This window comes from Thiohalobacter thiocyanaticus (assembly GCF_002356355.1).
Lineage (GTDB): Bacteria > Pseudomonadota > Gammaproteobacteria > Thiohalobacterales > Thiohalobacteraceae > Thiohalobacter > Thiohalobacter thiocyanaticus_A.
Genome location: NZ_AP018052.1, coordinates 1,780,958 through 1,802,082 on the forward strand (window position 1 = coordinate 1,780,958; position 21,125 = coordinate 1,802,082).

The following is a 21,125-nucleotide window of genomic DNA, read 5'->3' on the forward strand; positions in this document are numbered from 1 at the left end:
AGCTATGGGAAAAATCATCGGAATCGATCTGGGCACCACCAACTCCTGCGTGGCGGTGATGGAGGGCGGCAAGGCCCGCGTCATCGAGAACAGCGAGGGTGACCGCACCACGCCGTCCATTGTCGCCTATGCCGAGGACGGCGAGGTCCTGGTCGGCCAGGCGGCCAAACGCCAGGCGGTGACCAACCCGACCAATACCCTGTTCGCCATCAAGCGCCTGATCGGCCGCCGCTTCCAGGACGACGAGGTCCAGAAGGACATCGATCTGGTCCCCTACAAGATCATGAAGGCCGACAACGGCGACGCCTGGGTCGAGGTCAAGGGCAAGAAGATGGCCCCGCCCGAGGTTTCCGCGCGCGTGCTGCAGAAGATGAAGAAGACCGCCGAGGACTACCTGGGCGAAGCCGTGACCGAGGCGGTCATCACCGTGCCGGCCTATTTCAATGATTCCCAGCGCCAGGCCACCAAGGACGCCGGCAAGATCGCCGGTCTGGAGGTCAAGCGCATCATCAACGAGCCGACCGCGGCCGCGCTGGCCTATGGCATGGACAAGGCCCAGGGCGATCGCAAGATCGCGGTCTACGACCTGGGCGGCGGCACCTTCGATATCTCCATCATCGAGATCGCCGACGTCGACGGCGAGCACCAGTTCGAGGTGCTGTCCACCAACGGCGACACCTTCCTCGGCGGCGAGGACTTCGACAAGCGTCTGATCGACTATCTGGCCGAGCAGTTCAAGAAGGACAGCGGCATCGACCTGCGCGGCGACGCGCTGGCCATGCAGCGTCTCAAGGAGGCTGCCGAGAAGGCCAAGATCGAACTGTCCTCCAGCCAGCAGACCGACATCAACCTGCCGTACATCACGGCGGATGCCTCGGGACCCAAGCACCTCAACGTCAAGGTGACCCGGGCCAAGTTCGAATCGCTGGTCGAGGATCTGATCGCCCGCACCATCGAGCCGTGCAGGAAGGCACTGCAGGATGCCGGCGAGTCGGTCGGCGATATCAATGACGTCATCCTGGTCGGCGGCATGACCCGCATGCCCAAGGTGCAGGAGGCGGTGAAGGACTTCTTCGGCAAGGAGCCGCGCAAGGACGTCAACCCGGACGAGGCCGTGGCCGTGGGCGCGGCCATCCAGGGCGGCGTGCTGGGCGGCGAGGTCAAGGACGTGCTGCTGCTCGACGTCACCCCGCTGTCGCTGGGCATCGAGACCCTGGGCGGCGTGATGACCAAGCTGATCGAGCGCAACACCACCATCCCGACCAAGGCCACGCAGGTGTTCTCCACCGCCGACGACAACCAGACCGCGGTGACCGTGCACGTGCTGCAGGGCGAGCGCGACCGCGCCGCCGACAACAAGTCGCTGGGCCGCTTCGACCTGAGCGACATCCCGCCGGCGCCGCGCGGCGTGCCGCAGATCGAGGTCGCCTTCGACATCGACGCCAACGGCATCCTCAACGTCTCGGCCAAGGACAAGGGCACCGGTAAGGAACAGAACATCGTCATCAAGGCCTCCAGCGGTCTCAACGACGACGAGATCGATCGCATGGTCAAGGACGCCGAGGCGCACAAGGAAGAGGACCGCAGGTTCCACGAGATGGTCGATGCCCGCAACCAGGCCGACAACATGATCCATGCGACCCGCAAGTCGCTGAAGGATCTCGGCGACAAGGTCACGGACGAGGAGAAGACCGAGGTCGAGAACGCGATCAAGGCGGTCGAGGAGGTCATGAACGGCGACGACAAGGAGGCCATCGAGCAGAAGACCGCCGCACTGGCCGAGGTCTCTGGTAAACTCGCTCAGCGTGTCTACCAGGAGCAGGGCGGTCAGGCCGGCGCGGCCGGCGCCGAGGCCGCGGGCGAGCAGGCCCAGGGCGGCGCTGAGTCCGGCGACGATGTGGTCGACGCCGAGTTCGAAGAGGTCAAGGAAGACAACAAGTAATCCCCGGGTTAGGGGGTAATGGGACTGGAGAGTCGAGACCTTGGCTGTGTCGGCTCACCGGTCCCGTTTGTGTTTGTTTCCCCGAGAGGGGATGCTGAAATATTCGGGTTTTGCATATGAGTGACAGCCACGACTTCCCGGCCGTCATTCCGGCGCAGGCCGGAATCCAGGTGCCGCAGCGATTACTGGAACCCGGCCTGCGTCGGGATGACAGGGATTTTCTGTTCCCGGACTCCAAACTTCGAGTCTCTGAATAATGGCAAAAAAAGATTTCTACGAAATTCTGGGTGTGCAGAAGAACGCCAGCGAGGCCGACATCAAGAAGGCCTATCGGCGCATGGCCCAGAAGTTTCATCCCGATCGCAATCCCGACGACGAGGAGGCGCTGAATCGCTTCAAGGAGGTCAAGGAGGCCTACGAGGTTCTGAGCGATGCACGCAAGCGTGCCGCCTATGACCAGTTCGGCCACGCCGGCGTCGATCCCAACATGGGCGGCGGTGCGGGCGGCGGCTTCGGCGGCGGCGGTGCCTCCTTCTCCGATATCTTTGGCGACGTGTTCGGCGACATCTTCGGCGGCGGCGCCGGTCGCGGCCCCGGCGGCCAGCGGGTCTACCGCGGCGCCGACCTGCGCTACAACCTGGATCTGACCCTGGAGGAGGCCGTTGCCGGCACCACGGTCAAGATCCGGGTGCCGGCCATGGTCGGCTGCACGGTGTGCGGCGGCAACGGGGCCAAGCCGGGCAGCAAGCCCGAGACCTGCACCACCTGCGGCGGTGTCGGTCAGGTGCGTATGCAGCAGGGCTTCTTCTCGGTGCAGCAGACCTGCCCGCGCTGTCACGGCAGCGGCTCCATCGTCAGCGACCCCTGCACCGCCTGCCAGGGCCACGGCCGGGTGCAGGAGAACAAGACCCTGTCGGTGAAGGTGCCGCCCGGTGTCGACACCGGCGACCGCATCCGCCTGGCCGGCGAGGGCGAGGCCGGGGAGAACGGGGGGCCGCCCGGCGATCTGTATGTCCAGATCCGGGTCAAGGAACATCCCATCTTCACCCGTGACGACAACCACCTGTTCTGCGAGGTGCCGATCCCGTTCGTCACCGCGGCGCTGGGCGGTGAACTCGAGGTGCCGACCCTGGAAGGCAAGGTCAAGCTCAAGATCCCGACCGAGACTCAGTCCGGCAAGCTGTTCCGGCTGCGCGGCAAGGGCGTGAAGCCGGTACGCGGCGGTCCCGTGGGCGATCTGATGTGCCGGGTGATGGTGGAGACACCGGTCAATCTCAACGAAAAGCAGAAGCAGATGCTGCGCGATTTCGAGTCCACCATGGACGAGAAGGGCGACAGCCACCACAACCCGCAGTCGCACTCCTGGCTGGACGGGGTGAAGAAGTTCTTCGAGGGCATCAAACTGTAAGTTGTCATTGCGAGCGCATGCGAAGCAATCTCTGAAATCAACCGCGGCGGTAGCGTCGCGAGATTGCTTCGCCTGACCCATAGAAACCCTTCGGGTTTCATCATGGGTACCCCACCCTTCGGGTCTGGGCATCGCAATTGACGGAAGGATCCAGGTGGTTAAATGACAACAAGAATCGCAATCGCCGGCGCCGCCGGCCGCATGGGCCGGCACCTGATCGAGGCCGCCCACAACACCGAGGGCACGCAGCCCGCCGTCGCCCTGGAGGCGCCCGGCCACCCCAGCCTGGGCTCGGATGCCGGCGTGCTGGCCGGCGTCGGTGAACTCGGGGTGAACGTGACCGACGACCTGGTCGCGCAGGCGGAGCGCTTCGATGTCCTGATCGACTTCACCATACCCGAGGCGACCCTGGCCAATGTCCGTGCCTGCCGCGCGGCCGGCCGGGCCATCGTCATCGGCACCACCGGCCTGAGCGATGATCAGAAATCCGAACTGGCCGGGGCCGCCCGGGACATCCCCGTTGTCTTCGCCCCCAACATGAGCGTCGGGGTGAATCTCTGTCTCAAGCTGCTGGACCTGGCCGCCCGGGTGCTGGGCGATACGGTCGACATCGAGGTCATCGAGGCCCATCACCGACACAAGATCGACGCCCCCTCCGGCACCGCCCTGCGCATGGGGGAGGTGGTGGCCGAAGCATTGGGGCGGGATCTGAAGGAATGCGCCGTCTACGGCCGCGAGGGCCGCACCGGCGAGCGCGACCGCCGCACCATCGGCTTCGAGACCATCCGCGCCGGCGACATCGTCGGCGAGCACACTGTCATGTTCGCGGGCGAAGGCGAACGGGTGGAGATCACCCACAAGGCCTCCAGCCGCATGACCTTCGCCAGCGGTGCGGTGCGCGCCGCGGCCTGGCTGGCCGACCGCCCGGCCGGGCTGTACGACATGCAGGACGTGCTGGGATTGAAGGACTGAGTTCCGTTCAGTGATGGGAACGCAGAGGACGCAGAGACGCTAAGGCGCAGAGTTGTTATATTTTTTTCAAGATCTTTGCGCCTCTGTGCCTCTGCGTCCTCTGCGTGCATCCCGCCACTGTCCGCACACCACACCGGGGCGGGAAATAACCCCACTCGATTAGACAGTTGAGAGGGCATCGGCTAAAATGTGGTCTCAATTCCAGCCGGCTGTTCTGGTCCGGTGACTGCAACACGAAATGATTGCCAGCGGGAGGCTCGGGGAGTGCTCCCGCTTTCCATATCCACGCCACAGGAACGGAGGCTTCCTTGAGGAAACCCGCCATACTGGTTCTCGAAGACGGCAGTGTCTTCCGGGGCGAATCCATTGGCGCCGACGGCCAGACCGTGGGCGAGGTGGTCTTCAACACCGCCATGACCGGCTATCAGGAAATCCTGACCGACCCTTCCTATTCCCGCCAGATCGTCACGCTGACCTATCCCCACATCGGCAACACCGGGATCAATGACGAGGACGAGGAATCGGCGCGCATCCAGAGCGCCGGGCTGGTGGTGCGCGACCTGCCGACCCGCTACAGCAACTGGCGTGCGCAGCGCTCACTGGGCGATTATCTGCGTGAGAGCGGCGTGGTCGGCATCGCCGACATCGACACCCGGCGACTGACCCGCATCCTGCGCGAGAAGGGCGCCCAGAACGGCTGCATCATCGCCGGTGACCAGCCCGACGAGGCCGCCGCCCTGGAGGCGGCGAAGGGCTTCCCGGGGCTGAAGGGGATGGACCTGGCGCGCGAGGTCACCACTGCCGAGCGCTACGAATGGGCCCAGGGCACCTGGAGCCTGGAGGACGGTCTGCCGGCCCCGGCCGCGGATCTGCCGCATCATGTGGTGGCCTATGATTTCGGCGTCAAGCGCAACATCCTGCGCATGCTGGCCGACCGCGGCTGCCGCCTGACGGTGGTGCCGGCGCAGACCCCGGCCGCCGAGGTGATGGCGCTCAAGCCCGACGGCGTGTTCCTGTCCAACGGCCCCGGTGATCCCGAGCCCTGCGACTATGCCATCGGCGCCATCCGCGAGCTGCTCGACGCCGATGTGCCGCTGTTCGGCATCTGCCTCGGCCACCAGCTGCTGGCCCTGGCCAGCGGGGCGAAGACGACCAAGATGAAGTTCGGCCACCACGGCGCCAATCATCCGGTGCAGGATCTCGAGGCCGGTACGGTCATGATCAGCAGCCAGAACCACGGCTTCGCGGTCGACGACCAGACCCTGCCGGACAACCTCAAGGCGACCCATCGCTCCCTGTTCGACGGCAGCCTGCAGGGCATCCAGCGCACCGACAAGCCGGCGTTCAGTTTCCAGGGCCACCCGGAGGCCAGTCCCGGCCCGCACGACGTTGCTCCACTGTTCGATCATTTCATTGAACTGATTGAATCGAACCGCCAAGGCGCCAAGTGATTACACAACGGTCAGGAATATTGGCTATTGCACCAAAGACGCCGTCATCCCCGCGCAGGCGGGGATCCAGTAACCGCGGCGGTATATGGATTCCCGCCTGCGCGGGAATGACGCTGCGCCGGCTGACGAACACGATTTTTAACCCTATATGTCCTTGGCGTACTTGGCGCCTTGGCGGTTGATTTGAACTATGCCCAAACGTACCGACATAGAAAGCATTCTCATCCTCGGCGCCGGCCCCATCGTGATCGGCCAGGCCTGCGAGTTCGACTACTCCGGGGCCCAGGCCTGCAAGGCCCTGCGCGAGGAGGGCTACCGGGTCATCCTGGTCAATTCCAATCCGGCCACCATCATGACCGACCCGGAGATGTCCGGTGCCACCTACATCGAGGCGGTGGACTGGCGCACGGTGGAGAAGATCATCGAAAAGGAGCGTCCGGACGCCCTGCTGCCCACCATGGGCGGGCAGACGGCGCTCAACTGCGCCCTGGACCTGGACCGCGAAGGCATCCTGGAGAAGTACGGCGTGGAGATGATCGGCGCCAGCAAGGACGCCATCGACAAGGCCGAGGACCGCGACCGCTTCCGTCAGGCCATGCGCAGAATCGGCCTGGACTTCCCGACCTCGGAGATGGCCCACAGCATGGAAGAGGCCATGCAGGTGCAGGAGAAGATCGGCTTCCCGACCATCATCCGGCCCTCCTTCACCCTGGGCGGCAGCGGCGGCGGCATCGCCTACAACAAGGAAGAGTTCATTGAGATCTGCGAGCGCGGCCTGGATCTGTCCCCGACCAACGAGCTGCTGATCGAGGAATCCGCGCTCGGCTGGAAGGAATACGAGATGGAGGTGGTGCGGGACAGAAAGGACAACTGCATCATCGTCTGCTCGATCGAGAATCTGGATCCCATGGGCATCCACACCGGCGACTCCATCACCGTCGCCCCGGCGCAGACGCTCACCGACAAGGAATACCAGATCATGCGCGACGCCTCCCTGGCGGTGCTGCGCGAGATCGGGGTGGAGACCGGCGGCTCCAACGTGCAGTTCGCCATCAATCCCGACAACGGCCGCATGATCATCATCGAGATGAACCCGCGCGTATCGCGTTCCTCGGCGCTGGCCTCCAAGGCGACCGGTTTCCCCATCGCCAAGGTCGCCGCCAAGCTGGCCGTGGGCTATACGCTGGACGAGCTGCAGAACGAGATCACCGGCGGCGCCACCCCGGCCTCGTTCGAGCCCTCGATCGACTATGTGGTAACCAAGATCCCGCGCTTCACCTTCGAGAAGTTCTCGCAGGCCCAGGCCTATCTCACCACCCAGATGAAGTCGGTGGGCGAAGTCATGGCCATCGGGCGCAATTTCCAGGAATCCTTCCAGAAGGCCCTGCGCGGCCTGGAGACCGGCATCGACGGCCTGAGCGAGAAGCTCGATCTGGCACACGAGGACACCAAGGACAGACTGCGCAGCGAACTCAAGCAGCCGGGCCCGGAACGCATCCTGTACCTGGGCGACGCCTTCCGCTTCGGCATGTCGCTGGACGAGGTGCATGAATACACCGCCATCGATCCCTGGTTCCTGGAGCAGATCGAGGAGATCATCCAGCTGGAAGCGATGGTGCAGGACAAGGGCATCGACGGCCTCGACCGCGACACCCTGTGGCGGCTCAAGCGCAAGGGCTTCGCCGACAGCCGGCTGGCGCATCTGGCCCGGGTGAAGGAATCCGCGGTGCGCGAACTGCGCCACCAGCACGGTCTGCGCCCGGCGTTCAAGCGGGTGGATACCTGCGCCGCCGAGTTCGCCACCGGCACCGCCTACATGTACTCCACCTACGAGGAGGAGTGCGAGGCCGAGCCGACGGACAGGAAGAAGATCATGGTGCTGGGCGGCGGCCCCAACCGCATCGGCCAGGGCATCGAGTTCGACTACTGCTGCGTGCACGCCGCCTTCGCCATGCGCGAGGACGGTTACGAGACCATCATGGTCAACTGCAACCCGGAGACGGTCTCCACCGACTACGACACCTCCGACCGGCTGTACTTCGAGCCGCTGACCCTGGAGGACGTGCTGGAGATCATCGAGAAGGAGCAGCCCGAGGGCGTGATCGTGCAGTACGGCGGCCAGACGCCGCTCAAGCTGGCGCGCGACCTGGAAGCGGCCGGCGCGCCCATCATCGGCACCTCGCCGGATTCCATCGATCTGGCCGAGGACCGTGAGCGCTTCCAGGACATGATCAACCGGCTCGGCCTCAAGCAGCCGCCCAACCGCACCGCGCGCACCGAGGAAGAGGCGCTCCGGCTGGCCGCCGAGATCGGCTATCCGCTGGTGGTGCGCCCGTCCTACGTACTGGGCGGCCGGGCCATGGAGATCGTCTATCAGGAGGAGGACCTGGCCCGCTACATGAACGACGCGGTCAAGGTCTCCAACGACTCCCCCGTGCTGCTGGACCGCTTCCTGGACGATGCCGTGGAGGTGGACGTGGACGCCATCTGCGACGGCAAGGATGTGCTCATCGGCGGCATCATGGAACACATCGAGCAGGCCGGCGTGCACTCGGGCGACTCCGCCTGTTCGCTGCCGCCCTATACCCTGAGCCTGGAAGCCCAGGAGCGCATGCGCGAACAGGTCGCAGCCATGGCGCGCGAACTGAAGGTGATCGGCCTGATGAACACCCAGTTCGCCATCAAGGGCGAGGAGATCTACATCATCGAGGTCAATCCGCGCGCCTCGCGCACCGTGCCCTATGTCTCCAAGGTCACCGGCAGGCCGCTGGCCAAGATCGCCGCCCGCTGCATGGCCGGCCGCTCGCTGGCCGATCAGGACGCGCTGGTGGAGACCGTGCCGACCTATTTCTCGGTCAAGGAGGCGGTGTTCCCCTTCATCAAGTTCCCGGGCGTGGATCCGATCCTCGGCCCGGAGATGAAGTCCACCGGCGAGGTCATGGGTGTGGGCCGCACCTTCGGCGCGGCCTTCGGCCGGGCCCAGCTCGGCGCCGGCGTGGTGCTGCCGCGCAGCGGCAAGATCTTCATCAGTGTGCGCGATACCGACAAGCCCGACGTGGTGGCGCTCGCCAGGGGCTTCGCCGACAAGGGCTTCTCCCTGGTGGCCACCCGCGGTACGGCCCGCGAGATCACCGCCGCCGGCATCAACTGCGAGATCGTCAACAAGGTGATCGAGGGCCGGCCGCACATCGTGGACATGATCAAGAATGACCAGATCAGCTACGTGGTCAACACCACCGAGGGCAAGCAGGCCATCGCCGACTCCTTTACCATCCGCCGCACGGCGTTGCATCATAAGGTGCATGTCAGCACGACCATGGCCCATGCCGAGGCCATCGTCATGGCGTTGGACGCCATCGACAATGCCGAGGTCAACCGGCTGCAGGATCTGCACAGGGAACTGGGGATGATCGAATGAGCAAGGTGCCACTGACCAAACGCGGTGCCGAGAAGCTGCGTGAGGAACTCAAGCAACTCAAGAACGTGGAGCGCCCCCGGGTGATCGAGGCCATCGCCGAGGCGCGTTCGCACGGTGACCTCAAGGAGAACGCCGAGTATCACGCCGCGCGCGAGCAGCAGAGTTTCATCGAGGGCCGGATCAAGGAGATCGAGGGCAAGCTCAGCCACGCCCAGGTGATCGATGTCACCAGCATGGAAAATACCGGCAAGGTGATCTTCGGTACCACCGTGGACCTGGCCGACGAGGACAGCGGCGAGGAATTCTCCTACCGGATCGTCGGCGAGGACGAGGCCGACATCAAGTCCGGTCTGCTGTCGGTCAATTCGCCCATCGCCCGGGCACTGATCGGCAAGCAGGAAGGCGATGTGGTCACCGTCTCCACCCCCGGCGGCGAGCGCAACTACGAGATCCTCGAAGTGCGGTATGTCTGAGATCTAGTGCGGCCCGCTGCTGCGCGTGACAGCCAATCCCTCCGCTCCCATGCAGGCCAAGATCGCCATCGCCGAACGCATCATCCTGACCCTGTGGGTCGGCGGCCTGTGGATGATCGGCTACCTGGCCGTGCCGCTCCTGTTTCATCAACTCGATGACACCCGCCTGGCCGGGCAGCTGGCGGGAGAGATGTTCCGGGCGCTGAACTGGTTCGGGCTGGCGGCGGGTGCGCTGCTGCTGATATCGAACCGGATGCAGGCGCGCCCGGGACTGGACTGGCGGGCGCTAACCCTGGTGTTGATGCTGGCGCTGATTCTGGTCAATGCCTTCGCCATCAGTCCGCTGATGCAGGAGCTCAAGGCCGGCGGTCTGGTGGCGGGCAGCGAGGCGGCGGCACGCTTTGGCCGTCTGCACGGACTGTCGTCCTTTCTCTATCTGATCCAGTCGCTGCTGGGGCTGGGGCTGGTTGTGTTCGGCATACGGCGCGGATAGGGGATTACTTCCCCAGTTCCACCCGCGGGCGCTGGGGATTGCGGCGGAACACCAGCGCGGTGTTGCCGACCCGCTGAACCAGCCGCAGTTTCAGCCGCTGGCACAGTTCCTCCAGCAACTGGTCGCGCAGTTCGCGATCGCCGACATTGAGCTTGATCTTCATCAGCTCGTGGTGCGCGACCGAGGAATCGATCTCCTCGATCACGCTTTCGGTCAGCCCCCTGCCGGCGACGGTGACCACGGGCTTGAGCTTGTGGCCGAGGCCGCGCAGATGGCGCAGCTGGGACTGGGTGAGATGCATGGACTGTCTGCCTGTGTCGGATTCTATGTCTGGGGCGGCATTATAGCCGCGGACGCATACGGATGAACATGGATGCATGCGGCATCCGCCAATTTCGAGGGCTTTGCTGTCGATACCCCGGTCCATGAAGCCTGTGCCTGGAACCTGTAGTCATGTCCCGCACCAAGAGCAGCCGCCGCTGGCTGAAGGAACATTTCGACGATGAATACGTGCTGCGCGCCCAGCGCGAGGGCTGGCGCTCGCGCGCCGTCTACAAACTGCAGGAACTGGACGAGAAGTACCGTCTGTTCAAGCCGGGTATGACGGTGGTGGACCTGGGGGCGGCGCCCGGGGCCTGGTCGCAGTATGCCGTGCAGAAAGTGGGGAAAACGGGCCGGGTCGTGGCCATGGACCTCCTGCCCGTCGAACCCATCGCCGGCGTGGATTTTCTGCAGGGCGATTTTCGCGATGACGAGGTGTATGCGCGGTTTCTGGAACTGGTCGGAAACACGCCGGTGGACCTTGTAATGTCGGACATCGCCCCCAATATCTCCGGGATGGAGGCCGTGGATCAGCCCCGTGCAATGTATCTGGTTGAACTGGCAGTCGATTTCGCCGAGCAGACGCTGCGCGAAGGCGGCACCTTCCTGGCCAAGGTGTTCCAGGGCGAAGGGTTCGATGAACTTGTGCGCGGATTGCGGGGTCGATACAGCAAGGTGATCGTGCGCAAGCCGAAGGCTTCACGGCCGCGTTCGCGCGAGGTCTATCTGCTGGCCGCAGGCCGGAAACTGTAGTAAGGTCAAACCCATTGTTTTATGGTCCGATTAACCCGGGTGGCTGCCGGGGTTTCAGGGGCCAGCTGAGATGAGTCGAGGTAATCCACTTTGAACGACATGGCCAAGAATCTTCTGCTCTGGGTCGTCATCGCCGTGGTCCTGATGGCGGTGTTCAACAACTTCGGCCCGCCGACCCAGCAGACCAACAGCATCGGCTATTCTGAATTCATCGCCCAGGTGAAATCCGGCCAGGTCCAGAACGTGGTCATCCAGAACCATACCGTCAAGGGCAAGCTCGCCAGCGGCGAGAGCTTCACCACCTACGCCCCCGATGATCCCAAGCTGATCGACGACCTGCTGGCCAACAACGTCACCGTCGAGGCCAAGCCTCCGGAGCAGCAGGGCGTGCTGACCCAGATCTTCATTTCCTGGTTCCCCATGCTGCTGCTGATCGCGGTGTGGATCTTCTTCATGCGCCAGATGCAGGGCGGTGCGGGCGGCCGCGGGGCCATGTCCTTCGGCAAGAGCCGGGCGCGCATGCTGGGCGAGGATCAGATCAAGGTCACCTTCAGCGATGTCGCCGGCGTGGAGGAGGCCAAGGAAGAGGTTGAGGAGCTGGTCGAGTTCCTGCGCGACCCGGGCAAGTTCCAGAAGCTCGGCGGCAAGATTCCCAAGGGCGTGCTGATGGTCGGCTCGCCGGGCACCGGCAAGACGCTGCTGGCCAAGGCCATCGCCGGCGAGGCCAAGGTGCCGTTCTTCACCATCTCCGGTTCCGACTTCGTCGAGATGTTCGTCGGCGTGGGCGCCTCGCGCGTGCGCGACATGTTCGAGCAGGCCAAGAAGCACGCCCCCTGCATCATCTTCATCGATGAGATCGATGCCGTGGGCCGTCACCGCGGCGCCGGTCTGGGCGGCGGCCACGACGAGCGCGAGCAGACGCTGAACCAGCTGCTGGTGGAAATGGACGGCTTCGAGGGCAACGAGGGCGTGATCGTCATCGCCGCCACCAACCGGCCCGACGTGCTCGACCCGGCGCTGCTGCGCCCCGGCCGCTTCGACCGCCAGGTGGTGGTGCCGCTGCCCGATGTGCGCGGCCGCGCCCAGATCCTGCAGGTGCACATGCGCAAGGTGCCCGCGGCCGACGACGTCGAGCCCATGATCATTGCCCGCGGCACCCCGGGTTTCTCCGGCGCCGATCTGGCCAACCTGGTCAACGAGGCCTCGCTGTTCGCCGCCCGCGCCAACAAGCGCGTGGTGGACATGGAGGACTTCGAGAAGGCCAAGGACAAGATCATGATGGGCGCCGAACGCCGCTCCATGGTGATGAGCGAGGAGGAGAAGCGTCTGACCGCCTATCACGAGGCCGGCCACGCCATCGTCGGCCGTCTGGTGCCGGAGCACGACCCGGTGCACAAGGTCTCGATCATCCCGCGCGGACGCGCCCTGGGCGTGACCCTGTTCCTGCCCGAGGATGACCGCCACAGCTTTACCAAGCAGCGCCTGGAGAGCCAGATCTCCAGCCTGTTCGGCGGCCGCCTGGCCGAGTTTCTCATCTTCGGCGCCGACAAGGTCACCACCGGCGCCTCCAATGACATCCAGCGTGCGACCGAGCTGGCGCGCAACATGGTCACCCGCTGGGGTCTGTCCGATCGGCTGGGACCGCTGTCCTATGGCGAGGAGGAGAACGAGGTCTTTCTGGGCCATTCGGTCACCCAGCACAAGAACATCTCCGATGACACGGCGCATGCCATCGACATGGAGATCCGTTCCATCATCGACAACAACTACAAGCGGGCCGAGTCCATCCTGACCGAGAACATGGACATCCTCCATGCCATGGCCCAGGCGCTGATCAAGTACGAGACCATCGACGCCAACCAGATCGACGATCTGATGGCACGGCGCGAGGTGCGTCCGCCGCGTGAATGGTCGGACAACCCGCCGCCCTCAGCGGGTACGGGTACGGCCACCGGCGACGAGCCGGAGAAGGGCCGCAAGGACAGCGGCGGCCCGATCGGCGATCCCGCCGGCCAGCACTGAGGCCCCTGCCACCCGCATCACGCCCCGCTTTGGCGGGGCGTTTTATTTTAACTGCATCAATCTTTTAAACGCAGAGGCGTTTATGTCCTTAGGGTGCGAAGTCGCAGAGAGCGCAATGAATTCATGTAGAATTATATTTTTTGTAACTTTGCGCCCTCTGCGTCCCTGCGTCTTTGCGTTGAATAAATTATTGGTAAACTTCCATGCAGCTTGAGTGCGGAAACCGCCGGCTGGACCTGAGCCGGCCGCGGGTGATGGGGGTTCTGAACGTCACGCCCGATTCCTTCTCCGACGGCGGCGCGTTTCTGGCCGCCGGACAGGCCGTGGCCCGGGCCCGGGAGATGGTCGCCGAGGGCGCGGACATCATCGACATCGGCGGCGAATCCACCCGCCCGGGGGCCGATCCGGTCAGCATCGAGGATGAACTGACGCGGGTGATCCCGGTCATCGAGGCCCTGCACGGACAGGTCGATGCCCTGCTGTCGGTCGATACCAGCAAGCCGGAGGTGATGCGGGCCGCGGTGGCCGCCGGGGCGGACATCATCAACGATGTCTGTGCCCTGCAGGCCCCGGGCGCACTGGAAGCGGCCGCCGAGGGCGGGGCGGCGGTGTGCCTGATGCATATGCAGGGTGAGCCACGCACCATGCAGGCAGATCCCCGCTATGAGAACGTGGTCACGGACGTGGCCGGATTTCTGCGCCAACGTGTTGCGGCCGCGGAGGCCGCGGGCATGGCCCGCGCGCGGCTGCTGGTCGATCCGGGCTTCGGTTTCGGCAAAACGCTGGCGCATAATCTCAGTCTGCTAAAGCACCTGCCCGACCTGGTCGATTCAGGGGTACCGGTACTGGTCGGGCTGTCGCGCAAGTCCATGATCGGCAAGCTGCTCGACCTGCCGGTGGAGCGGCGCCTGCAGCCCAGCGTGGCGCTGGCCGTGATCGCCGTGATGCAGGGGGCGCGCATCGTGCGGGTGCACGATGTGGCGCCCACGGTGCAGGCGCTGGCGATGTGCGCCGCCGTCGAGCAGGCCGAATAACAAGGAGCAGGGGATGTCACGCAAGTATTTTGGTACCGACGGAATCCGGGGGCGGGTCGGCGAGGCGCCGATCACCGCCGAGTTCATGCTCAAGCTGGGCTGGGCCGTGGGCCGGGTGCTGGGCCGCGACGGCTGCGACAGCGTGCTGATCGGCAAGGATACGCGTATCTCCGGCTACATGTTCGAGTCCGCCCTGGAGGCGGGCCTGTCGGCGGCCGGCATGGACATCCGCCTGCTCGGGCCCATGCCCACCCCGGCCATCGCCTATCTCACCCGCACCCTGCACTGCTGTGCGGGCATCGTCATCAGCGCCTCGCACAATGCCTACTACGACAATGGGGTGAAATTCTTCTCCGCCGAGGGCACCAAGCTGCCGGACGCCATCGAACTGGAGATCGAGGCCCAGCTGGACAAGCCGATGGCCACGGTCAGTTCCGACCGGCTGGGCAAGGCCGAGCGGGTCAGCGACGCCTCCGGTCGCTACATCGAGTTCTGCAAGAGCACCGTGCCCATGAGCATGAGCCTGCGCGGGCTCAGGCTGGTGGTCGACTGCGCCAACGGCGCCACCTACCATGTCGCGCCGGCAGTGTTCGACGAACTGGGTGCGGACGTCATCGCCATCGGCGATACACCGGACGGCCTGAACATCAACCGTGACTGCGGTTCTACCCGGCCCGAGCAGCTGATCCGCACCGTGCGGGAGGAGGGGGCGGACCTGGGTATCGCCTTCGACGGCGACGGCGACCGGGTGATCATGGTCGACCATACCGGCACGGAGCTCGACGGCGATGAACTGCTCTACATCATCGCCCGGTCACGCCACGAGGCCGGCAATCTCAATGGCGGCGTGGTCGGCACCCTGATGACCAATCTCGGCATGGAACACGCCCTGCAGGCCATCGGCATCCCGCTGCAGCGCGCCCGTGTCGGCGACCGCTATGTGCTGGAACTGCTGCAGCAGCAGGGTTGGGTGCTGGGCGGCGAGTCTTCCGGCCACATCATCTGCCTGGACCGTACCAGCACCGGCGACGGTATCGTCTCGGCCCTGCAGGTGCTCTACGAAATGGTGCGCAGCGGCCGCGCCCTGGCCGAACTGCGCGCGGACCTGACCAAGTACCCGCAGCACATGATCAATGTGCCCATCAGTCACAAGGCCAATCCCGATCATTCGGAAGCGGTACAGTCCGCGGTGCGGGCGGCCGAGGCCCGTCTGGCCGAACGCGGCCGGGTGCTGCTGCGGCCCTCTGGCACCGAACCGGTCATCCGCGTGATGGTCGAGGGCGAGGACCCCGAACTGGTGGCGCACGAGGCCCGGGTCCTGGCCGAGGTGGTTGCCGATGTCCTGGGCAAGGCCCGGGCGAGTTGAGTCTCGGCCAGGGCCGCGAAACCCGCTGATTCCGCCGCGATGGCAGGTCCGTAGCCCGCGTTTTTAATTGATTTTCTCCCGGTCTGTCGCTAAGCTAGCGCCCCGTTTTGTCAGGTAAAGGTATCGGAGGCACGGCATGCGGCAACCGCTGGTGGCAGGGAACTGGAAGATGAACGGCAACCTCGACAGCATCACCACGCTGGTCGAGGGCATCAAGGCCGGTCTGGGCGAGGTCAGGACCGCCGAGGTCGCCGTCTGCCCGCCCTTCGTCTACATTCCGCAGGTTGTGCAGATGCTGTCCGACAGCCCGGTGGCCGTCGGCTCCCAGGACATCAGCGACGAGGAGTCCGGCGCCTTCACCGGCGAGGTGGCCGGCCCGATGCTGCGCGACGTCGGCTGCAGCTATGCCATCGTGGGCCACTCCGAGCGCCGCAGTATCTATGGCGAGAGCGATGAGTTCACCGCTCGCAAGTTCGCCGCCGCCCGCAGGTTCGGCCTCACCCCGATTTTGTGCGTGGGCGAACTGCTGGAGGAGCGCGAGGCCGGCACCACCGAAGCCGTGGTCGGACGCCAGCTGGATGCCGTCATCGAACTCGAGGGTATCGCCGCCCTGGGCGAGGCCGTCATCGCCTACGAGCCGGTCTGGGCCATCGGCACCGGCAAGACCGCCAGCCCGGAACAGGCCCAGGAGGTGCACGCCTTCATCCGCGCCAAGCTGGCCGGACTGGATGCCGGTGTGGCTGACAAGATCCGGATTCTCTATGGCGGCAGCGTGAAGGCCGCCAATGCCGCCGAACTGTTCGCCATGGCAGACATCGACGGCGGCCTGATCGGCGGCGCTTCCCTGCAGGCCGGGGAATTCCTCGGCATCTGCACCGCGCCGGATAAGATTTGATTCAGGAATATTGATGTATACCATTCTTATTATTGTCCAGGTGTTGATTGCCATCGGGCTGGTCGTACTGATCCTGCTCCAGCATGGCAAGGGCGCCGATGCCGGCGCGGCCTTCGGCAGCGGGGCCTCCTCAACGGTATTCGGTTCCCAGGGCTCGGCGTCCTTTCTGACCCGGATCACCGCCGTGCTGGCGACCCTGTTCTTCCTCAACAGCCTCGCCCTGTCCACGGGTTTCGTGATGGGCGAGCGCGAACCTTCCAGCGTGGCAGAGCAGGTCAGCCCCGTCCCTGCCGCCGGGGAGGCAGCACCTGAGGATCTGCCCCCGATGGAACAGTCGCAGCCGCAGGAAAGCGCGCCGGCCGATGTCCCGGCCATGGACATGCCCGCGCAGGGAGAGCAGACGGCCGACGATCTGCCGCAGTAACAATGCCGTTTGCGGACGGCGCAGCAATCATTGCCGAAGTGGTGGAATTGGTAGACACGCTATCTTGAGGGGGTAGTGGCGCAAGCCGTGCCGGTTCGAGTCCGGCCTTCGGCACCATATAATCCATGTTGATGAATCGTGACAGGCCCCGTTTATGCGGGGCCTGCTGCGTTGCGGGCCGTCCATGGCGGAGCAGCGCTGACATGTCCTTGTGACAAAACCTGCTGCCAACTGACGGGATTTATTACAAACCGCCCCGACTTATGCCAGCCAAAATTAATTTTTTGGTATAACTGGTTAATATTGAAAATATTTTCGGCGTTTTCCTTGCTTGACACTCCTGGGTAATCTGCCTAGACTGCCTAGCCATTCTTTTGTAACGGCGCATGCATGGCGCTGGCCTCCCGGGTCGGTGCTACTGCGGTAACAACAACAGACAATCGCGTCGGCAAGCAAAAAGTTGAGACAGTCGGAGGCAGGCGATGCTGGAAAACTATCTACCGATACTCGTCTTTATCGGTATCGGTGTCGTGATCGGTGCCATCGCCATCGCGGTCGGTTTCCTGCTCGGTCCCCACAAGCCTGACAGCGAGAAGAATTCCCCCTACGAGTGTGGCTTCGAGGCCTTCGAGGACTCGCGCATGAAGTTCGACGTGCGCTACTACCTGGTTGCCATCCTGTTCATCATCTTCGACCTGGAAATCGCCTTCCTGTTTCCCTGGGCCATCGTACTTGAGGACATCGGCCTGTTCGGTTTCCTCGCCATGGCGGTGTTTCTCGGCATCCTGGTCATCGGCTTCATCTATGAATGGAAGAAGGGGGCGCTGGAGTGGGAATAGGCGGTTATGGGTGGCTTGATTCGATGAGGCGGGTGCAATCATGAGCATCGAAGGCATTCTCAAGCAGGGCGTGGTCACCACCACGGCGGACGCGCTCATCAACTGGGCCCGTACCGGCTCGCTCTGGCCCATGACCTTCGGTCTGGCCTGCTGCGCGGTGGAGATGATGCAGGCCGGTGCCTCGCGCTACGACCTGGACCGTTTCGGCGTGGTGTTCCGGCCCAGTCCGCGCCAGTCGGACGTGATGATCGTGGCCGGCACCCTGGTCAACAAGATGGCCCCGGCCCTACGCAAGGTCTACGACCAGATGTCGGAGCCGCGCTGGGTGATCTCCATGGGCTCCTGCGCCAATGGCGGTGGCTATTACCACTATTCCTATTCCGTCACCCGTGGCTGCGACCGCATCGTGCCGGTGGACATCTATGTGCCGGGCTGTCCGCCCACGGCCGAGGCGTTGCTCTACGGCATCATTCAGCTGCAGAACAAGATCAAGCGGACCAACACGATCGCGCGCTGAGCGCGATCCATGACGAGTGCATGGCATGGCCGGACGCATCGAGACATTGAAACAGCAGATCGACGAACGCTTCGGCGATCGGCTGGAGTCATCCATCCTCGATCTGGATGAATTGACGCTGGAGGTCGCCCCCGGAGACCTGCTCGAGGTCTGCGCCGCGCTGCGCGACGAGGCGGACTTGCGGTTTGAGCAGCTGATCGACGTCTGCGGCGTGGACTATCTCGGCTATGGCGATGCCGAGTGGGAGACCCGCGAGGCAAGCGGCCACGGCTTCAGCCGTGGCGTCGATGCCTCCACCGCCGGACGGCTGGCCTTCCTGCACCAGGAACTGTCGGTCGACACCGTCGAGGATTCGGGGGGGCGGCGCTTCGCCGCCGTCTACCAACTGCTGTCGGTGAGCAAGAATCAGCGCCTGCGCATCCGCTGCTTCGCCCCCGACGACGGCCTGCCGGTGATCCCGTCCGTGATCGACATCTGGAGCAGCGCCAACTGGTTCGAGCGCGAGGCCTTCGATCTGTACGGCATCATTTTCGAGGGCCACCCGGACCTGCGCCGGATCCTCACCGACTACGGCTTCATCGGTCATCCCTTCCGCAAGGATTTCCCGCTCAGCGGCAACGTCGAGGTGCGCTACGACGCCGAGAAGCAGCGGGTGGTCTACGAGCCGGTCAGCATCGAACCGCGGGTGCTGGTACCGAAGGTGATCCGTACAGAGACACGCAGGCGGAATGAGCCACCTGCAGAGGATTCGGAACCGGAGGCGGAATCGGTATAGTCCGGTGATGCAGATACAAGATACAGGATGTGGGAGACAGGTCATGAAAGCGGTTTGTATCTTGTCACTTGTATCCTGCGACTTTGCGAAGCGATAGCAAATGCCTGAAATACGCAACTACACCCTGAACTTCGGTCCCCAGCACCCGGCGGCGCACGGCGTGCTGCGCCTGGTGCTGGAGATGGACGGCGAGGTCATCGAGCGGGCCGATCCGCACATCGGCCTGCTGCATCGTGCCACCGAGAAGCTGGCCGAGAGCAAGCCCTACAACCAGAGCATCGGCTACATGGACCGGCTCGATTACGTGTCCATGATGTGCAACGAGCATGGTTACGTGCTGGCCATCGAAAAGCTGCTCGGCATCGAGGCGCCGGAACGGGCCCAGTACATCCGGGTGATGTTCGACGAGGTCACCCGCATCCTCAACCACCTGTTGTGGATCGGGGCGCACGCGCTGGATATCGGCGCCATGACCATGTTCCTCTACGCCTTCCGCGAGCGCGAGGACCTGATGGACTGCTACGAGGCGGTCTCCGGCGCGCGCATGCATGCGACCTACTACCGTCCGGGCGGGGTGTACCGCGACCTGCCGGATCGCATGCCGCAGTACCAGGCCTCCAAGTGGCACAGTGAGGCCGAAGTCAGGAAGATGAACGAGACCCGCCAGGGCTCGCTGCTGGACTTCCTCGAGGATTTCACCGAGCGTTTCCCGAAGTGCGTGGATGAGTACGAGACCCTGCTTACCGACAACCGTATCTGGAAGCAGCGTACGGTCGGCATCGGCGTAGTCTCGCCCGAGCGTGCTCTGCAACTGGGCTTCACCGGTCCGATGCTGCGCGGCTCCGGCATCGAGTGGGATTTGCGCAAGAAGCAGCCCTATGAAGTCTATGACCGGATGGATTTCGATATCCCGGTGGGTGTGCGCGGCGACTCCTATGACCGCTACCTGGTGCGCATCGAGGAGATGCGCCAGTCCAATCACATCATCCGCCAGTGCATCCGATGGCTGCGCGAGAATCCCGGTCCGGTGATCATCGACGACTACAAGATCATCCCGCCGCACCGCGAGGAGATGAAGGCGGACATGGAGGCCCTGATTCATCACTTCAAGCTGTTTACGGAAGGGTTCTGCGTGCCGGCGGGCGAGGCCTATGCCGCCATCGAACATCCCAAGGGCGAGTTCGGCGTCTATATGATCTCCGACGGCGCCAACAAGCCGTTCCGGGTCAAGATCCGTGCCCCCGGTTTCGCGCACCTGGCCGGATTGGATGAAATGGCCTGCGGGCACATGCTGGCCGACGTGGTGGCCATCATCGGCACCCAGGACATCGTGTTCGGTGAAATTGACCGGTGAGAGTTGATATGTTCAACGCAGAGACGCAGCCTTGTAGGTCGGATTAGCGCAGCGTAATCCGACAACCACGGCGGAAACGTCGGGTTACGCCCTATCGGGCTAACCCGACCTACAATGCTACAGATGCTTTTATGACTGTGACTGAAACCAACAAAGCGGAATACGAAATCCCCCCAGAGATCAGGGCGGAGATCGACCACTGGCTGGCGAAATACCCGCCGGACCAGAAGCGCTCCGCGGTGCTTTCTGCGCTGCATGCGGTACAGGCGCGCGAGGGCTGGATCCGGCCCGAACACATGGACGCAGTGGCGGCCTATCTGGACATGGCGCCGGTGTCGGTCTACGAAGTGGCCAGCTTCTATTCCATGATCGAGACCCGTGAGGTGGGCCGCAACACGGTGGCCATCTGCGCCAACATCTCCTGCATGCTGTGCGGCGCCGATGACCTGATCGCCCATGTGGAGCAGAAGCTGGGCATCCGGCGCGGTGAGTCCACCCCGGACGGGCGTATCTACCTGAAGCTGGAAGAGGAATGCCTGGCGGCCTGCGCCGGCGGCCCGATGATGGCGGTGAACGGGCATTATCACGAGAATCTGACGGTCGAGAAGATCGACCGGATTCTGGATGAACTCGAATGATTGATGGCCACGGAATACACGGAAAGCACG

At 64.2% G+C, this 21,125-nt stretch carries 19 protein-coding genes and 1 tRNA gene; 19 read left to right on the plus strand and 1 reads right to left on the minus strand.

Features of this window, described 5'->3' with window-relative positions; translation table 11 throughout:
* The first annotated feature begins 4 nt into the window (after positions 1-4).
* From dnaK to CFK21_RS08270, 7 genes are all read left to right on the plus strand, one after another.
* A complete protein-coding gene (gene dnaK, locus CFK21_RS08240) occupies positions 5-1,942 on the plus strand; it encodes a molecular chaperone DnaK (RefSeq protein WP_096366205.1) in 1,938 nt (645 codons plus the stop codon).
* A gap of 256 nt (positions 1,943-2,198) precedes the next feature.
* A complete protein-coding gene (gene dnaJ / locus CFK21_RS08245; protein WP_096366206.1) occupies positions 2,199-3,350 on the plus strand; it encodes a molecular chaperone DnaJ in 1,152 nt (383 codons plus the stop codon).
* Between the two features lie 162 nt (positions 3,351-3,512).
* Positions 3,513-4,322, plus strand: a complete 810-nt coding sequence (gene dapB / locus CFK21_RS08250) for a 4-hydroxy-tetrahydrodipicolinate reductase (protein ID WP_096366207.1) — start codon at positions 3,513-3,515, stop codon at positions 4,320-4,322.
* A gap of 308 nt (positions 4,323-4,630) precedes the next feature.
* Positions 4,631-5,773, plus strand: coding sequence for a glutamine-hydrolyzing carbamoyl-phosphate synthase small subunit (gene carA / locus CFK21_RS08255; RefSeq protein ID WP_096366208.1), 1,143 nt, complete (start codon positions 4,631-4,633; stop codon positions 5,771-5,773).
* 190 nt (positions 5,774-5,963) lie between these two features.
* Positions 5,964-9,191, plus strand: a complete 3,228-nt coding sequence (carB, locus tag CFK21_RS08260; RefSeq protein ID WP_096366209.1) for a carbamoyl-phosphate synthase large subunit — start codon at positions 5,964-5,966, stop codon at positions 9,189-9,191.
* Complete coding sequence (greA, locus tag CFK21_RS08265; protein WP_096366210.1) at positions 9,188-9,664, plus strand: transcription elongation factor GreA; 477 nt, start codon at positions 9,188-9,190, stop codon at positions 9,662-9,664. The genes carB and greA overlap by 4 nt, the downstream gene beginning before the upstream one ends.
* Positions 9,665-9,689: 25 nt before the next feature.
* Positions 9,690-10,157: a DUF4149 domain-containing protein gene (locus CFK21_RS08270; RefSeq protein ID WP_197702932.1), complete on the plus strand. Its 468-nt coding sequence runs from the start codon at positions 9,690-9,692 to the stop codon at positions 10,155-10,157.
* Positions 10,158-10,161: 4 nt separating this feature from the next.
* Here the strand turns inward: CFK21_RS08270 and CFK21_RS08275 are convergent, their stop codons facing one another.
* Complete coding sequence (locus CFK21_RS08275; protein WP_096366212.1) at positions 10,162-10,458, minus strand: YhbY family RNA-binding protein; 297 nt, start codon at positions 10,456-10,458, stop codon at positions 10,162-10,164.
* Between the two features lie 152 nt (positions 10,459-10,610).
* Between CFK21_RS08275 and rlmE the strand changes: the two genes are divergently transcribed.
* From rlmE to nuoE, 12 genes are all read left to right on the plus strand, one after another.
* A complete protein-coding gene (rlmE, locus tag CFK21_RS08280; protein ID WP_096366213.1) occupies positions 10,611-11,231 on the plus strand; it encodes a 23S rRNA (uridine(2552)-2'-O)-methyltransferase RlmE in 621 nt (206 codons plus the stop codon).
* 99 nt (positions 11,232-11,330) lie between these two features.
* Complete coding sequence (gene ftsH, locus CFK21_RS08285; protein ID WP_096366214.1) at positions 11,331-13,253, plus strand: ATP-dependent zinc metalloprotease FtsH; 1,923 nt, start codon at positions 11,331-11,333, stop codon at positions 13,251-13,253.
* 203 nt (positions 13,254-13,456) lie between these two features.
* Positions 13,457-14,287 carry a dihydropteroate synthase gene (gene folP / locus CFK21_RS08290; RefSeq protein WP_096366215.1) on the plus strand — a complete coding sequence of 277 codons (831 nt, stop codon included), beginning with the start codon at positions 13,457-13,459 and terminating at the stop codon, positions 14,285-14,287.
* Between the two features lie 13 nt (positions 14,288-14,300).
* On the plus strand, positions 14,301-15,653 hold the full coding sequence (glmM, locus tag CFK21_RS08295; protein WP_096366216.1) for a phosphoglucosamine mutase: 1,353 nt from the start codon (positions 14,301-14,303) through the stop codon (positions 15,651-15,653).
* A 136-nt stretch (positions 15,654-15,789) separates the two neighbouring features.
* Positions 15,790-16,548, plus strand: a complete 759-nt coding sequence (gene tpiA, locus CFK21_RS08300) for a triose-phosphate isomerase (RefSeq protein ID WP_096366217.1) — start codon at positions 15,790-15,792, stop codon at positions 16,546-16,548.
* A gap of 10 nt (positions 16,549-16,558) precedes the next feature.
* Complete coding sequence (gene secG / locus CFK21_RS08305; RefSeq protein WP_096366218.1) at positions 16,559-16,972, plus strand: preprotein translocase subunit SecG; 414 nt, start codon at positions 16,559-16,561, stop codon at positions 16,970-16,972.
* A 32-nt stretch (positions 16,973-17,004) separates the two neighbouring features.
* Positions 17,005-17,089 (plus strand) — tRNA-Leu (locus tag CFK21_RS08310).
* Positions 17,090-17,454: 365 nt separating this feature from the next.
* On the plus strand, positions 17,455-17,811 hold the full coding sequence (locus CFK21_RS08315; RefSeq protein ID WP_096366219.1) for an NADH-quinone oxidoreductase subunit A: 357 nt from the start codon (positions 17,455-17,457) through the stop codon (positions 17,809-17,811).
* A gap of 40 nt (positions 17,812-17,851) precedes the next feature.
* A complete protein-coding gene (locus CFK21_RS08320) occupies positions 17,852-18,328 on the plus strand; it encodes a NuoB/complex I 20 kDa subunit family protein (protein WP_096366220.1) in 477 nt (158 codons plus the stop codon).
* Between the two features lie 25 nt (positions 18,329-18,353).
* Positions 18,354-19,103, plus strand: coding sequence for an NADH-quinone oxidoreductase subunit C (locus CFK21_RS08325; protein ID WP_096366221.1), 750 nt, complete (start codon positions 18,354-18,356; stop codon positions 19,101-19,103).
* A 100-nt stretch (positions 19,104-19,203) separates the two neighbouring features.
* A complete protein-coding gene (locus CFK21_RS08330) occupies positions 19,204-20,457 on the plus strand; it encodes an NADH-quinone oxidoreductase subunit D (protein ID WP_096366222.1) in 1,254 nt (417 codons plus the stop codon).
* Between the two features lie 131 nt (positions 20,458-20,588).
* Positions 20,589-21,095, plus strand: a complete 507-nt coding sequence (nuoE, locus tag CFK21_RS08335) for an NADH-quinone oxidoreductase subunit NuoE (protein ID WP_096366223.1) — start codon at positions 20,589-20,591, stop codon at positions 21,093-21,095.
* Positions 21,096-21,125: the final 30 nt, after the last annotated feature.